This window comes from Paenibacillus sp. TCA20, assembly GCF_000732325.1.
Classification (GTDB): domain Bacteria; phylum Bacillota; class Bacilli; order Paenibacillales; family Paenibacillaceae; genus Paenibacillus; species Paenibacillus urinalis.
Window position 1 is genome coordinate 19561 of sequence record NZ_BBIW01000023.1, and the last position, 16010, is coordinate 35570.

Genomic DNA, 16010 nt, shown 5'->3' on the forward strand with positions numbered 1-16010 from the left:
CATCACCACCCCTTCAGGACCTTATTGACATACAGGCTAGGATCAATCAGGACATGTGCCGCCGTCGAAAAAGAAGGATACAGTGCCTCTGCAAACAGTCCCATGCCGATTACAATAACAAACAGCCCTCCTGCCGGAATAAGCATCCGGTTAATTGAATAGTGAGGCTCGTCTGTATGGATGGTCTGTCCCTTTCCCCAGAAAGCATAGATGAAGATCCGCAGAAGCGAATACAGCATCAGGAAGCTGGCGATCACCGCAATGGTGGTCAGCCCATACAGCCCCGCGGCGATGCCCCCTTCAAACAGCATCAGCTTGCCTGGAAATCCGCTTAGCGGAGGAACACCTGCCAAGGCAAGTGCGGCCACGAAGAACATCCAGCCGAGCAGCGGGTAGCTGCGGATGAGCCCGCCCATGTTGTTCAGACTTGCAGTCCCGGCAGCAGCAATTAAGGCTCCGCCCAGCAAGAACAAGAGTGTTTTGATAATCATGTCGTGCAATAGATAGAACATCAGTCCTTCAAGCGCGAGCTTGTTATCTGCTGCCATCCCAAAGGCCACAAAGCCTACCCCTGCAACGACGTTATACACTAGAATCTTATTTACATTCTTATAGGCAATAGCGCCGATTACCCCCAGTATCATCGTAGCGCCAGCCATCCAGCCAATGATCTGACGGGTAAATTCAGGATCGTGATAGAACACAAGCGTGAACATCCGCACAATGGCGTATAAACCCACCTTCGTTAGAAGACCGGCAAACAGAGCGGTTACGATGGCTGGCGGGGCTGCATAAGATCCGGATAACCAGAAGAACAAGAACAATCCGGCTTTTATGCTGAAGATAAGCAGGAACAAGACCGAGATGACTCCCAAAATACCATCCTGTCCTACCTCAGCCACTCTCACCGATAAGTGAGCCATGTTGACGGTTCCTACAACGGAATACAGGTAACCTATGCCAACGACAAAGAAGGAGGAGGATACCATATTGATAAGCACATATTTTAACGACTCCATCAGCTGTCTTTCCGTATTCCCCAGCACCAGCAGTGCATAAGAAGAAATGAGCATCAGCTCAAAGCAAACGAATAGATTGAACAGATCTCCGGTTAAGAAGGAGCCGTTGACACCAGCCATCAGAAATTGAAAGAACACGTAAAAGTGATATTTCTCTCTCTCTTCTGTGAGACTTCTAAATGCATAGAAGATGCAAGCCACCGCAATAATGGAGGCTACGAGCACAAGCAGAGAGGCGAGAGTATCCGCTACAAACACGATGCCATAAGGCGCTGCCCATCCTCCCATATTGAGCAGCTGGAGGCCCGAAACGGATACTTGTGCGAACAACAGGATCGCAATGCCAAGTGCAATGACAGTACCAATCCCGCTGATCCAGCGCTGTATTCTGACCGACTTCATAAACAGAATAAGAAGAATCCCTGTCAGAACAGGGATGAAGATCGGCAGAACAACGAGGTTATTCATATTTCGGCCCCCTTACTTCCTCCATATCGTCGGTCTTCAGTTTGAGATACGAACGATAAGCCAGCACGAAGAAGAAGGACAGCAGTCCAAAGTTAATGACAATCGAAGTCAGGATCAGTGCCTGTGGAAGAGGGTCCACATATTGCTCGGCGTTCTCTCCCAGCAGCGGAGGTGCTCCTGTCTTCAGACGAGCCATTGTCATAAGCAATAGATGCACTCCATGTGACAGGATGGATATCCCTAGCACAAGCCGCAGCAAGCTTCGAGACAGTATCAGGTATACTCCTACGGCAAATAGAATACCTACTGTAACGCTCATTATAATTTCCATCGTCATCGATCCTCCCCAATTTGCAGAATGATAGTCATCGTAACGCCGACCACGGCCAAGAAGACGCCTGTCTCAAAGATCAGAGCTGTTGTCAGCTCAACCTCCCCCAGGATCGGTATATCAAAATAATCAAACGTCTGGCTCATAAACGGAACCCCGAACAGAAAAGATCCTGCGGCTGTCGCTAGCGATATAAGTAGTCCCCATGCAATAACGTAGCGGTAGTCCACCGGAAGTATTCGCCGGAGCGTGTCTGTGTTAAACGCAATTGCCATAAGAACGAGCGCGGCCGAAGTCACGAGCCCGCTGATAAATCCGCCCCCCGGCTGATGATGTCCGGCGAAGAAGAGATACAGGGCAAAGACCAAGATAATAAATACAATGATCTTTGTACTCATCTGCAAGAATACATCATTGCTTCGCAAAGGAACGGTGTTCCAATTATCCGGCTTGACCATTCGGCTCCTATCCTTCACTTGATCCTCTTCATCCTTCTTCGGTAAAGCTTGGTGCTTCGAGCCAAGATCTCTGCCTGTCAAATTGAGATTAATCATCGAGTAGATCGCCAGGGCAGCAACACCAAGCACCATAATCTCCAGCAGCGTATCAAAGCCGCGGAAATCAACCAACAGCACGTTGACGATATTTTTGCCCCCTGCCAGGTTATAGCTCTCCCTCGTAAAGAACTCGGAAATGGATGCGAGCTGAGGTGTTCCGCTTGCTGCCAGAGCAATCAAGGTAACCATCACACCGACTCCAATAGCAATAACCAGATTCAAAGCCTGATACTTCCTGCTTGATTTAGGCGTCAGCTCGGGAAGGTGATAGAAGCAGAGCAGGAACAGTGCGACCGATACTGTTTCAACGACCATTTGAGTCAAGGCCAGATCAGGCGCTCTGAAGAGCACAAAGAACAGAGTAACAAGATAACCCACAGCCCCTGTCAGGATGACTGCAGATAACCTATGCTTGGCTAGCGGAATACACAAGGCGGTAATAATTAATCCTGCGAGCAAAATATTTTCATAAGCCATAAACGATTCATAGCCGCTGAAATCCCACTGTATATCGCTGGCACGCCAGAATGCATAGAAGTTCAGAATCAGCATAAAGCCGAAGATGTAGATTAAGTAGTTGCGCAGCGATCCGTTCATGTAGGTCTGAGTCCATCGCTTCGCAAATCGGTGCAGCGCTCTGAATGCTGTTGAATAAAAACGATTGATGGTATATCTCGGGATGTATTCCTCGTATTGCGTCTTCCATCTCGGCAGGAACTTGTAGATGACTCCACCAAGAACAACTACGCCTAAGGTCATCCACAGCTCGGGTGTAAGTCCATGCCATAGATACAGATGCACATCGAAACGCTCTCCATCCGTCAGCAGAGGAGACAGAACAGAAGCCATCGCCGGTTCAATCAGCCCGCCAGATAACAGATCCGGATATACTCCTGTGATCAGCACCATCAGCGCCAGAATAGATGGCGGAATTAACATCCCTATAGGTGCTTCATGAAGCTTATGTACCGGAATTTCAGTCTTGTTCGTTCCAAGAAAAGTCCGAAATACGATAATCATGGAATAAATAAAAGTCATTACACTGGCAATCCAGGTCAGGATAGGGAATATGATTCCCCAGGCTTCGAGATTGAATATGCCCAGCTCTGTAATTTCAAGTGTCGCTTTAAAGAACATCTCCTTACTCACAAATCCATTGAATGGCGGCAGACCTGCCATGGAGAACGTGCCAATCAGTGCAATGGAGAAGGTAATTGGCATAACGGCCATAAGTCCGCCAAGCTTTCTAATATCCCGGGTGCCTGTCTCATGGTCTACAATCCCTGCCATCATAAACAGTGATCCCTTGAACAGTGCATGGTTGAACAGATGTAATATGCCTGCCGTTGTTGCTGTCGTATATAATAAGGATTCTGATCCGTATCCAAAGTACAGAGCTGCAGAGCCCAAGCCGAATAATGACATAATGAGCCCAAGCTGAGATATGGTTGAATACGCCAGAATGGCTTTGAGATCCGTCTTCTTAATGGCGATAAGTGAGCCATAAGCCATCGTTATGATCCCTACAAGCGAGACGAGCCAGAACCATACCACCTCACCACCAAAGACCGGAGTATAGCGAGCTACAATATAAATCCCTGCTTTGACCATTGTGGCTGAGTGCAAATAGGCACTTACCGGCGTCGGAGCCTCCATCGCATCGGGAAGCCAAATATGAAACGGGAACTGTGCAGATTTAGTAAAAGCCCCGATCAAAATGAGAATAAGCGCAGGGATGAAGAGTGAGTGATCGTCTATATAAGAGATAGATTCAATGGTTTCTCTTATGCTGTATGAGCCGCTGATCAAGTACAGCATGATGAACCCTGTCAGCATCGCGAATCCGCCGAAGACCGTGACAAGAAATGACTTTTGTGCACCGCGGATTGACTCTTCCTTGCTATGATGAAAAGCAATCAACAGGAAAGAGGCAATACTCGTCAGCTCCCAAAAGCCGTATAGCACCATCATGTTGTCTGAAAGCACAACGCCAAGCATCGCTCCCATAAACAGGAGCAGATACAGGTAGAACTGATGCAATGCCTGACCACGTTCCATATAGTAAACAGAGTATAGAACAACTAGCGTACCTATCCCTGTTATCAGCAGCGAGATTAGTAAGCTTAAGCCGTCTAAATAGACTGTAAAATAAATGCCCAGCGATGGAATCCATGGAATGGATTCATAGAATACGGAATAGTCACGCACATCAGGAATGAGGCTCAGAAAATAGGCAAACAGAATCAGCGGTACAAACAGAACCGCCCATCCCAGGTGAAAACGGTGTGACAAACCTTTCATAAATGCAATCCCAATCCCTGCCGCAATGGGAAGAAGAATAGAAATATGAAGCAGATACACAAGTACACCCCCTAGTAGCACGAATTAGAGTTTATGTTAACCTTTACCCTTAACAGCTATGCACAGAATCTTTATCGCTATGAATAATGAATAGGACCTAGTCCCATACTGGTACATGAGGTTATTTTTGGAATGAAGGGAGTGCTCCATTTGTCAGAATCTGCAGAATCCACGAAAAAGAAAACCAGCCGCACCATGAAGGTTCTGAAAGTACTAGGCATTCTGGCGCTCACGGGTATTGTGCTTACGACAGTGCTTGTCATCTATCTATATGCTACGAGCCTCCCTCTCGCAGATAATGACCGAAATTCAAGGCTGTTTGATATCAACGGTGAGGTAATCGCTACTTTCTCCTCCAGTGGGAAGGATTCGACTCCTGTGAAGCTGGATCAGATTGCTCCTGAATTAAAAGAGGCTACCATTGCCGTCGAGGACCGCAAATTTTATGAGCATCACGGCTTTGACATTGTTGGCGTGGGACGAGCCGTTCTCGTGAACATCAAGGAGATGAGCATGGCTCAAGGCGCAAGTACACTGACACAGCAGCTTGCCCGAAATCTGTATCTCACGCATGAGAAGACCTGGTCACGAAAAATAAAAGAAGCGGTCTATACAGCCCAGCTTGAAATGAACTTTACTAAAGACGAAATTCTACAAATGTATCTGAACGAAATCTACTATGGTCACGGAGCTTATGGAATTGAAGCGGCATCTCAGCTCTATTTTGGCAAGTCGGCGGCAGAACTTTCGCTTGCGGAGAGCTCACTTCTCGCCGGTGTCCCCAAAGGACCTACTTATTACTCACCGTACAATAATATGAAGAAAGCGAAGGACCGTCAGAAGATTGTCCTCAGCGCTATGGTCGATACAGGTGATATTACACAGAGTGAGGCAGACACCGCATTCAACGAAATGCTGGATATCAAGCCGCAAAGTGAGCGGAAAACAAATGAAGAGGCTCCGTATTTCCGTGATTATATCCGTAATGTGGTCGTTAATGAGCTGGGGATTGATTCCTCGCGCCTGGATCACGGAGGACTTAATATATACTCGACCATTGATATGCGGATGCAAAAAACCGCTGAAGAAACCGTGGCCCGCATTATGGACCCGGAGAGTAAGCTTCAAGTGGGCCTGGTCTCCATCGATCCGCGGGATGGATATGTAAAAGCAATGGTGGGCGGCACCAATTATCTGACCAGTCAGTATAATCATGCGCTGGCCGGTAATCGCCAGCCGGCCTCCTCCTTCAAACCGATCATGTATCTAACAGCCATTGAATCTAAGCAGCTGACCAGTGTTTCTCTATTTGAGAGCAAGCCGACCGTATTTCATTACGATAATGACCGGAAGACCTATGAGCCCAGCAATTTTGGCGAGAAATATCTCGGTTGGATTGATATGCGCAAGGCGATTGCTGTTTCGGATAATATTTATGCAGTCAATACACTGATGCAAATCGGATATGAGCCGGTCATTGCCATGGCCCACAAATTAGGGATAACCAGCTCGCTCAGCGGAGTCCCTTCGCTTGCCCTCGGCACCTCGCCTGTGAGCGTGTTTGAAATGGCCTCGGCATACAGTGTCCTTGCCAATGAAGGACAGCGAAATGCACCGATTGCCGTGCTAAAGATTACCGATGCGGCTGATCGAATCGTGTATAAAGTTCCGGATCAGGTGCCCGAACAGGTCGTTGACCCGGCCTCAGCGTATGTGATTACCAACCTGCTGGAGAGCGTATTTGATACGGGAGGCACAGCTCACCGGGTGGCGGGCAAGCTCGCAAGGCCTGTGGCGGGCAAGACAGGGACAACAAGCTCTGATGCCTGGATGGTTGGATATACACCTGAATTAGCAACAGCGGTGTGGGTTGGCTATGATGAAGGGAAAGAGATTACAACTACAGAGAGCCGCAGGGCTGCTCCAATCTTCGCAGAATACACAGAGAAGGCGCTTGAGAATGTGCCTCCAAAAGTATTCCCTGTGCCGGAAGGAGTGGCCAGTGTATATATCGACCCTACGACTGGGAAGCTTGCCGGCAATTATTGCGAGAATCGCAGGCTCGAAGTATTCCTGCGCGGCACAGAGCCGGCCGAATATTGTACCGAGCATGCTGCTGAGCCGGAACAAAACTCAACCGAGCAGGATATTGAAAGAGAACGAGATGATTCTTGGTGGGATCACTTTAAAAATTGGTGGACCAAATAAGCCCGGAACCAGCTTATGCGTACGTGCTGGGCTGACCCCCGTGGCCCTGGGCAACGGTATGATTAAACAGCAAAGAACCGCAGAGCTGATACACTTCAGCCCTGCGGTTCTTTTCGTTTTGAACAATAATATCAGCTCTCCAGCGCTTGCTTCAGTTCTTCTGGAGAAGCATTCCACCAGTCCTCATTATGCGCTATAAGCAGCTTCTTCAGCGCTGCTTTGTCTTCTGGTCCCAGCTCATCCACCATGATCCGGCGCTTCATTGCATAATCCATCTTGTTCACATGATCGGCGAGAATCTTCCAGCCCCGTCTCGCTTCCGTATCAATCCACATTTCGCATGCAGTGGCGCCTGCATACAGCTGTCCTTCCGGAGTCCGATCCACTGCCACCCATACGAGCCACACCTGGCGGCCATTCGGCACATCTGCCTTATCCGCAGAGAATTTAATTCCCCGTTCCACTTTACTCTTCGCATGCATGGCACCAATATCAATCTTCGCCTCTCCAGCATCAATAATAACAGGTGATAAGTTGTTCAGATCAATGGATCCTGCACCGAATCCTTTATGCTTGCTCTTGCTGCTTACAATATTCAAGGCAATTTGCTTCTTGCCGCTTTGACCGTTTTGTTCCATTGTTATGGCCTCCAAAAGTTGATACCAATATTTTAACTAATATTTGTCCCGTTGCAAACATATACATGCCTTAGATGCTTGTCAACGGGAGGTATATAAAGTATGACCCCAGTTCGCGCGAAAGTTATTCTATCTTCTATTATTGCTGTTTGTGTCCTAGGCGGCACACTGCTGCTCAGTCTAAGCGGCTCCCCGGATGCTCTACCTGCTCTCGCACCAAATACGGCCAAGCCTGGGGCTACTCCAGCACCTGCACCGGTACAGGATAGCGTTCAAACTCCTCGAGCTGAGGTGCTGAGCGACCGCATTGTCGAATATCACATTGACGTGCAGCTGACCGAAGAGAACACCTTAAAAGGCACCTCCATCATGACCTGGACTCATCCGGGAACCAAAACCGTAAATGAATTATATTTTCATCTATATCCTAATGCATTCTCTTCTGATCAGACAACCTTTATGAAGGAGTCCGGCGGAAAGCTTCGAGGCGACGCAATGCCGAAGGACGGCTATGGCTCCATGAAGCTTACCGAGATCAAAACAACAGAAGGATTGTCCCTATTGCATCGTATTCAGTATGTCCAGCCGGACGATGGCAATATGAATGACCGCAGTCTTGTGAAGGTTCGTCTGCCCAAGCCTGTCAAAGGGGGCGAAAGTATTACATTAAACATAGCCTTTGAAGTAGAGCTGCCTAAAATTTTTGCCCGGATGGGTACAGCCGATGATTTTGTCATGGCAGGTCAGTGGTTTCCTAAAATAAGTGTCTACGAACCTGTTGGCAGACGTAATCGGACAACCGAAGGATGGAACCTCCACCAATATCACGGGAACTCAGAATTCTATTCCGACTTCGGAATTTACAGTGTACGGATAAAGGTCCCCGAAGATTATATCGTGGCTGCAACCGGATTCCCGACCAAGCCTTATACGAAGCAGGATGGCCAGAGGATTTACCAGTTCTATGCTGATGATGTCCATGATTTTGCCTGGGCGGCTTCACCGAATTTTATCGTAGCTGAGGAACCGTTCTCCTCGCCGAATGTTCCGGGAGTGCGCATCAAGCTGTATCTTGATCCGGCTCATGCCGATCTGAAGGATCGCTATTTTTACGCAGCCAAGTCTGCGCTCACCAATTATAGTGAATGGTACGGAAGGTACCCTTACTCTACCCTATCCATCGTTGTTCCTCCTATTGAAGCGAACGGTGCGGGAGGAATGGAGTATCCGACACTGATTACTGCCTTTGGCGCAGATGACACCTCCCCCGGTTATGAGCTGGAGAGAACCGTCATTCACGAGATTGGCCATCAATACTTCTATGGCATGATCGCGAGCAATGAATTTGAAGAAGCTTGGCTGGATGAAGCATTCACCTCCTATGCAGAAGACCGCCTAATGGAGCAGGAATATGGACTCACTCCCAACCTCCCGCTGCAATCTGCGTCGATGAGCTCACCGGCATCACTTACGCAGGAGGCATGGAAGTATGACTCTCATAATCACTATGCAGAGAATGTATACACAAGAGGTAAACTCGTCCTCCTCGGTATAGAACAGCAGGTGGGGACCAAGAAGATGGATCAGATTATGGCTACCTATGCAGCCAAGTATCGATTCAAGCATCCGACGACTGCTCAATTCCAAAAGGTTGTAGAGCAGGTTACCCGCAGATCATGGGACACTTATTTTGATCAATATATTTACGGCAGCCAAATGGCTGATTTCTCCGTGGATTCCATCGCCATCAAGGAACAGGGAACGCCTGAAGAGCCAAGCTATATTTCCTCGATCCGAGTAGCTAAGAATGCAGGAGATTACTCCGAGATTCCTATCGTCTTTACGTTTGAAGATGGACATATGATCCGCAAGGTATGGGACGGTAAAGGTGGAGAAATCATCTACAACCTGACTTACAAGTCTCCGCTGGAGTGGGCAATGGTTGATCCCGAGTACTCTATCACACTTGAGAACAAGCATATGAACAACTACTTAAAAGCTGAAGGAGATGAAGTGTTGGAGACCCGGTTTAATATCAGTATTACCAAAGTGTTGGAGCTCTTGCTCGGAAGTCTGTCATGGTGAGGTGTATAGCGGATGAAATTTTATCTCTCCGAAGGTTTTAAATTGGTGAAGCGTCATTTTCTAATCGTTATATTCTTGTTTCTGTACCAGCTGCTATGGGGTGTGCTTCTGTACAAGATTGTATCCTCTGCGGTCATTCCCTTGCTTATGCGCTATCCGGATCCCCCTCCTCATGAGCTCAGCCAGATCTTGTTCTGGTTAGAGGGGCAGATCAGCTTGAGCACCAGCTCCACAGTCCATGAATATGTATGGCTGCTTGTCCTCATGTTCATTTTACGGATGCTCATTACTCCATTGATTCGGGCAGGTCTGTTCCACAGCCTTCATGAAGACGCAAGCACCAGAGGCTTCTCCTTTTTTCGAGGGACACTTAAACACTGGAAAAAGACATCTCTACTCTATCTCGTTGAGATCATATTGCTGCTGCTGCCTGCCTACTGGATCCTTCCAAAGGTGCTCCCCATTCTCATGAATGCAGTCTACAACCAGAATCTCCTTCTGCAGGCGGCTCCTTACGTCATCTTATGGATCGTTTATGCCTACATCATCAAGCAGCTGCTCCTATATGTCCAGTTTGGACTGACAGGTAGTCGAAGCAGCCTTGGCGCCGTATGGATCTGCCTCCGTCATGCACTTCCTGTCACTGGAGTTGCCCTGACACTTAGTACGCTTGCCATTCTGCTATTCAGTGCTTTCACGGCCGTATCTCTCATATGGACAGGACTATTAGCCCTCATTCTCCAGCAGTCTTACCATCTCGTTCGATCACTGATCAATGTATGGAAGATTAGCTCGCAATTCAGCATTTGGCGTTCCAACAGCGAAGAGACCTGAGCTTTTTGTCTCACTCCTATCCTGCCTCCTCTTATCAAAATCGCATGCCAGGGCGAATATAACGCTCTCAAAGTAGAAATTAAGTCCAAACTGCCTAACGTCAAAAAAGTTTAAAAGTCTCGCTCTTTTCCTAGAGTGAGGCTTGTTTTTTGTAATATTTTATCAAAAAACGATTGCCAAATTTACACAATCTCTGTTACAATAGGCCCAGAACATCTAGTAACAACTTTGTAATAATTGTTGTAACTTTTATTAACTAACTAAGTACATAGTCTTACAAGAGTGAGCGACTTTCACAGGTGCACATCATTAGAACAGCCAAATTCCTGGCATCTGGGAAGCGGGGGAACCACTTTTATGGGTGAATTGATCTCGCAACATAAGTGATCATAGGGGAACCTTCTACCGAATCCTTAAGCTAACCTCGCAGGCATTGGAAGGGGATTATTTTTTCTTGAAAAAGTCACTAACTGCTGCTGCACTGAGCCTTGCTATTGCTTTCTCCATCGGAACAGGTAGTGCATTCGCCGATTCCAAAATGGACAAGGTCATTGATAACGCTAAGGGAACCGAATATAAATATGGCGGTACAACTTTGAACGGATTTGATTGCTCTGGTTTTACCATGTATGTATTTGATAAACTCGGCATCGATCTGCCTCATCAATCTGGATCTCAATACAAAATGGGCAAGTCTGTATCCCGTTCTGAGATGAGACCTGGCGACCTTGTATTCTTTAACACAAGCGGAAATGGTGTATCCCATGTCGGCATCTTCGTAGGTGACGGTAAATTTGCACATGCTTCCTCCTCCAAAGGAGTTATTATCAGCAAGCTGAACGAGAGCTACTATGAAAAACGTTACGTTGGTGCAAAACGTATCATGAGTACGGAAGAATACGAAACCGCTGCATTAGATTAAGCAACACTGTGCTGGAACGAACCTTATAGCCCGAAGATTAGATTACTAAATAGTAATCTATCTTCGGGCTTTTTATATTAGAATCAATTTCATAATACCTTTAACTGTTAACAAAGGAGACGATGACATGAAGCAGAAAGGCACGACCTTTCATGCCCTTTCTATGAGTGAAGAGCATGCAGCTGAGATCTGCACTTGGCAGTACGAACCTCCTTATAACATATATGGCTGGCTGCCCTGGGAGCAAATGAAGGCACTTGAGATTGAATTCGGCGACCCTAAGCTTCGAGACACACAATATTTATCCATTGTAAATGATACCGGTGAGCTATACGGGTTCGCACAATTATTTCCTCTAGCCGGTGTGACCCGGCTTGGTCTCGGTCTGAGACCTGATCTGTGCGGGCAGGGGCTCGGAGCCCCCTTCGTAAGCTCCATTGTACAAGAAGCTGCTGCCCGGCAGCCGCAGAATGAGATTGATCTTGAAGTTCTCACCTGGAATAAAAGAGCAATCCGCACTTATGAGAAAGCGGGATTTGCTATTCATGATACCTATGAGCGCCTTACGCCAGAGGGTCCTAAGCTGTTCTTCTGTATGGTGTTTACTGGCACAAATCTCAAATAGACATGATTGTCTCTCCTAACTTTTGTTTAAATATTTACCATAAAATACTATGAAGCCGGTTCATGATCCTTTATAATAAATGAAGGATTGTACATAGTAGGAGGACACAACGAATGAAGAAATGGATCATGAGTGGGTTATTTTTCTTCGCTTGCGCTTTTGCCCTCGTGTTAATGTTTACGGTTCCAGGAAGAGAACATGTGGCTGAAGAGGAACAGCCTCCGGCAATGCCTGAGGTAACACTAGACGCTGCTGCTGCTGAGGAAAAGGCGAAGGCAAGCTGTATTACTTGTCACGGTAATCAACTGGAAGGCGGTATGGGGCCGTCACTGCAAACCATTGGTGCAGAACATGATGCCAATAAGCTGTACCAAATTATTAGTGAAGGCACAAGCGGGGGGATGCCGGCGTTTGAAGGTCAACTCACGGAAGAAGAGATTGCCAACCTTGCTTTGTGGCTGGCCGAGAAGAAGTAGAGTCTATAACTTAAATAAAACACGCCTGCAAGAGTCTGTATCTGTCGTCAGAACATACTCCTACAGGCGTGTTTTGTTAATTCCTATTGCAGCTTAATTTTGCATCATTCTATCGTAAGCTTCATTATATTGTTGTGCTTCTTTAATATCGATCGCTGTTATTCCTCCATCATCCCATGAAGTGAGCCGCAGTGTGACCACTTTATGATCGATGGTGATAAAAGGGTGATGATTGAATGCCTCGGATATTAATCCGACTTCATCAACAAAGGCAATCCCCTTCATGAAGCTGGTAAACGTGAATTTACGGACAATCCAGCGCCCCTCTTCGTATTCCCAGCCCTCAAGTTTATCTAGATGAGCTTCTACTTCCTCTTGTGTAAAGACCATCGCTTCAATCTAACCTCCTTGATAAGACGTACTTACATTCAGCAGACCCGGTGCCTCACGTAAATACAGGCACTGCAATAAATGCAGTAAAAGAATGCTAAGCATATCAGCAAGCTTAGGTGCAATTCTATCTCTATATTTACTGATATCTTACAATAAGGAACCGTTTGCTATCTGGTAAACGGCTTATCGTGTTCCATCTTATCATGTAAGCGATCCTAATTCCAGCGCCCCATTAGCCCTAAATCAGGGCTACGAAATCCAGTTCATCCTCGCCTATTAAGATATTCAGACGATGATTCTCCTTATCATGAATCACGACTCCACTTCCCACCGTAATCATGGATTCGCCACCCAGCGCGTAAAACAAATCTTCTGCAAGCGCTTCATCTACCTCGCGCCGGTCTGCTGCTCCAAGCCGCTCCCAGTCCTCTTCTTCCATCTCGAAGAACGTATATCGATCTGGAATTTTTCCAATGGCCTTAATCAAATCTTCTAATATGTCACTATACTCGCGTCCATGTTTTACGCCCATACGTGTGTTCACTCCATTTTTAGTATCGTGTTTCTATTATACCGGAAAATTAACCCTTCACAAAAATGAATAACGTGTCGATAAATATTATAAATCAAAGGGATATCTTGAAAGGATTCAGATTAAATCTCATGGATGAGGTGTATGATGGAAATTTCAACAATTATTGGACTGATACTAGGGTTAGTGTCCCTAGTTGTAGGTATGATCTTTAAGGGTGCACCACTTATTAATTTGGTGAACAACCCTGCAGCTTACCTGATTATTTTTGGTGGTACGGCGGCTACCATTTTTATGGCATTCCCCATGTCAGAGGTCAAAAAAATACCCAAGCTGTTTAAGATCGTCTTCATGAAGCAGAAGATGATCGATAAGGTATCACTGATCAGCATGTTCTCCGAGTGGGCATCCATTACGCGTCGCGAAGGACTCCTCGCACTCGAGGCAAAAGTAGACGAAATCGACGATAACTTCCTGCGCAGCGGGATGCGTATGATTATAGACGGCAATGATCAGGAATTTGTCAGTGACGTCTTGATGGAGGACATCCACGCGACAGAGGAACGACACAAGACAGGCGCATTGATCTTTTCTCAAATGGGTATGTATGCTCCTACGCTTGGTGTTCTTGGCGCGGTTGTCGGTCTTATCGCAGCCCTTGGCGATCTCAGTGATATGGACAAGCTGGCTCACGCCATCGCAGCTGCCTTTATTGCGACCCTGTTAGGTATATTTACAGGATATGTGCTCTGGCATCCAATTGCGAATAAGCTCAAGCGTATTTCCAAAAAAGAAGCCGAGCTTAAATTAATGATGGTCGAAGGTCTATTATCCATCCAATCCGGTGTATCCACCATTGCGATCAATCAGAAGTTGTCCGTATTCCTGACCCCGAGCGAACGCGCAGAGCTAGCAAGCAAGGAGGGAAGCACAGGTGAAAAAGACTAAGAAAAGACATGAAGAGCATGAAGAGCATGTAGACGAGAGCTGGCTGCTTCCGTATTCTGACCTGATGACCTTGCTTCTGGCCTTATTCATCACTTTGTTCTCCATGAGCTCCATTGATGCTCAGAAGTTTGAACAAATGGCGAGTGCTCTAAGCAGTGCGCTTAATGGAGGTACGGGTGTATTGGATAACAAGTCTGCCTTTCCCACCGATCCCAGCATGGACTTAGGCAACGAAACGACTCCGCCCAAAAATCCGGAGACTTCTCAAGAGGCTCAGCTCGCGAAGCAAGAGCAGGAAGAGCTGGAGAAGCTGAAGAAGCAGCTCGATCAATATATTAGCGAGAACGGGCTCACCGAACAGCTGGATACCAAGCTCAATCAATCACAGCTTATGATCACCATCGCAGACAATGCTGTCTTTGCTTCAGGGCAAGCGACAGTGAAGACCGAGGCAAGAGTTCTAGCTAAGAATATATCCCGCATGCTTCAGCAATTTCCTGACTATGATGTCATTGTTACCGGTCACACGGATAATATGCCTATCAACAATGCACAATATAATGACAACTGGGATCTGAGCAGCGACCGGGCTTTGAATTTCTTGAAAATTATGCTGCTGAACACGAATCTGGATCCTTCGAAATTTACACCTAGCGGCTATGGGGAATATCACCCTGTCGCGTCTAATGATACGCCAGAAGGGCGCGCCCAGAATCGCCGCGTCGAAATTTCGATTATTCGAAAATACACTGGAAGCTCTAACACGATGAGTGTGGAGTAATTAAACAGCTGAATAACGAATAGGTCATGCGAATAGAACCATTCGCATGGCAATAAACAAAGCCTCCAATCCTGTTGGAGGCTTTGTTATATGGTCATTGCTCGTGCTTGCTTAGATCAGCTTGTAATTCAGGAGTTTCCCTAATTCCGATTTCTCCTGCTCGCTTAATTCACGCCAAGTACCGATCGCCTGGGAACCGAGATGAATGTTCATGATCCGAATTCGCTTCAGTTTGCGCACTTCATATCCAAACGCACTGCACATCCGCCGAATCTGCCGATTCTTCCCTTCTGTCAGAATGATGCGAAAGGTCTTCTCGGAGATGCGAGTCACCGTACAAGGCAGTGTTCTCTCACCTAGAATCTTCACACCGCTGGACATCCCTCTCAGGAATGACTCTGTCACCGGCCTGTTCACAGTCACAATATATTCCTTCTCATGCTTGCCTTCAGCCCGGAGGATTTTGTTAACGATATCTCCATCATTCGTCATTAAGATCAGACCCTCTGAATCCTTGTCCAACCGGCCAATCGGAAAAATACGTTCTTGGTGACCCACAAAATCTACGATGTTTCCTTCAATGTGCTGCTCTGTCGTACTGGTAATGCCGACAGGCTTGTTTAATGCAATATATACGGTGTTGCCTTTGGCACGAAGCGGCTTCCCATCAACCAGCACTTCGTCCCCTTCCTCCGCCTGACTGCCAAGGACAGCCACAACTCCGTTGATTGTTACTTTTCCGCTGTCTACCAGCTTGTCCGCCTCTCTTCGGGAACAATAGCCTGTTTCACTAATATATTTATTAATTCGCATTCATTCACTCACCTAACAT

At 46.9% G+C, this 16010-nt stretch carries 15 protein-coding genes and 1 riboswitch; of the genes, 8 read left to right on the plus strand and 7 right to left on the minus strand.

Translation table 11 applies throughout. From position 1 onward, the window contains the following. Positions 1-2 precede the first annotated feature (2 nt). From TCA2_RS25075 to TCA2_RS25085, 3 genes are read right to left on the minus strand one after another with little or no spacing between them, the layout of a single operon-like run. A complete protein-coding gene (locus tag TCA2_RS25075) occupies positions 3-1487 on the minus strand; it encodes a Na+/H+ antiporter subunit D (protein WP_047914340.1) in 1485 nt (494 codons plus the stop codon). Further along, complete coding sequence (locus tag TCA2_RS25080) at positions 1480-1818, minus strand: Na(+)/H(+) antiporter subunit C (RefSeq protein ID WP_047914341.1); 339 nt, start codon at positions 1816-1818, stop codon at positions 1480-1482. The genes TCA2_RS25075 and TCA2_RS25080 overlap by 8 nt, the downstream gene beginning before the upstream one ends. A 2-nt stretch (positions 1819-1820) precedes the next feature. After that, a complete protein-coding gene (locus TCA2_RS25085) occupies positions 1821-4736 on the minus strand; it encodes a Na+/H+ antiporter subunit A (RefSeq protein WP_047914342.1) in 2916 nt (971 codons plus the stop codon). Positions 4737-4931: 195 nt separating this feature from the next. Here TCA2_RS25085 and TCA2_RS25090 point away from each other — a divergent pair, with 195 nt between their 5' ends. Then, positions 4932-6944, plus strand: a complete 2013-nt coding sequence (locus TCA2_RS25090) for a transglycosylase domain-containing protein (protein WP_052512296.1) — start codon at positions 4932-4934, stop codon at positions 6942-6944. Between the two features lie 131 nt (positions 6945-7075). Here TCA2_RS25090 and TCA2_RS25095 read toward each other — a convergent pair whose 3' ends face one another. After that, positions 7076-7582, minus strand: a complete 507-nt coding sequence (locus TCA2_RS25095; protein WP_047914344.1) for a YwhD family protein — start codon at positions 7580-7582, stop codon at positions 7076-7078. 102 nt (positions 7583-7684) lie between these two features. On the opposite strand from TCA2_RS25095, the gene TCA2_RS25100 reads away from it, so the two are divergent. The 5 genes from TCA2_RS25100 (at position 7685) to TCA2_RS25120 (ending at position 12524) form a co-directional block, all read left to right on the plus strand. Continuing rightward, entirely contained in the window at positions 7685-9667 is a 1983-nt protein-coding gene (locus TCA2_RS25100) for a M1 family metallopeptidase (RefSeq protein WP_047914345.1), read from the plus strand. 12 nt (positions 9668-9679) lie between these two features. Next, positions 9680-10501, plus strand: a complete 822-nt coding sequence (locus TCA2_RS25105; RefSeq protein ID WP_047914346.1) for a hypothetical protein — start codon at positions 9680-9682, stop codon at positions 10499-10501. A 306-nt stretch (positions 10502-10807) separates the two neighbouring features. Next, a riboswitch (cyclic di-AMP (ydaO/yuaA leader) is annotated at positions 10808-10949 on the plus strand. A gap of 6 nt (positions 10950-10955) precedes the next feature. Then, a complete protein-coding gene (locus TCA2_RS25110) occupies positions 10956-11423 on the plus strand; it encodes a C40 family peptidase (RefSeq protein ID WP_047914347.1) in 468 nt (155 codons plus the stop codon). A 127-nt stretch (positions 11424-11550) separates the two neighbouring features. Next, a complete protein-coding gene (locus tag TCA2_RS25115; protein WP_047914348.1) occupies positions 11551-12048 on the plus strand; it encodes a GNAT family N-acetyltransferase in 498 nt (165 codons plus the stop codon). 113 nt (positions 12049-12161) lie between these two features. Then, positions 12162-12524 carry a cytochrome c gene (locus TCA2_RS25120; protein ID WP_047914349.1) on the plus strand — a complete coding sequence of 121 codons (363 nt, stop codon included), beginning with the start codon at positions 12162-12164 and terminating at the stop codon, positions 12522-12524. A gap of 93 nt (positions 12525-12617) precedes the next feature. On the opposite strand, the gene TCA2_RS25125 is transcribed toward TCA2_RS25120, so the two are convergent. Both TCA2_RS25125 and TCA2_RS25130 read right to left on the minus strand, forming a co-directional pair. Then, positions 12618-12914 carry a 4a-hydroxytetrahydrobiopterin dehydratase gene (locus TCA2_RS25125; RefSeq protein ID WP_047914350.1) on the minus strand — a complete coding sequence of 99 codons (297 nt, stop codon included), beginning with the start codon at positions 12912-12914 and terminating at the stop codon, positions 12618-12620. A 241-nt stretch (positions 12915-13155) separates the two neighbouring features. Beyond that, on the minus strand, positions 13156-13449 hold the full coding sequence (locus TCA2_RS25130) for a hypothetical protein (protein WP_047914351.1): 294 nt from the start codon (positions 13447-13449) through the stop codon (positions 13156-13158). Between the two features lie 147 nt (positions 13450-13596). Here TCA2_RS25130 and motA point away from each other — a divergent pair, with 147 nt between their 5' ends. Both motA and motB read left to right on the plus strand, forming a co-directional pair. Beyond that, entirely contained in the window at positions 13597-14397 is an 801-nt protein-coding gene (gene motA, locus TCA2_RS25135; protein ID WP_047914352.1) for a flagellar motor stator protein MotA, read from the plus strand. Continuing rightward, positions 14384-15178: a flagellar motor protein MotB gene (gene motB, locus TCA2_RS25140; protein WP_047914353.1), complete on the plus strand. Its 795-nt coding sequence runs from the start codon at positions 14384-14386 to the stop codon at positions 15176-15178. Before motA ends, motB begins: the two co-directional genes overlap by 14 nt. A gap of 111 nt (positions 15179-15289) precedes the next feature. Here the strand turns inward: motB and rluF are convergent, their stop codons facing one another. Beyond that, positions 15290-15991, minus strand: coding sequence for a 23S rRNA pseudouridine(2604) synthase RluF (gene rluF / locus TCA2_RS25145; RefSeq protein WP_047914354.1), 702 nt, complete (start codon positions 15989-15991; stop codon positions 15290-15292). Between the last annotated feature and the right edge of the window lie 19 nt (positions 15992-16010).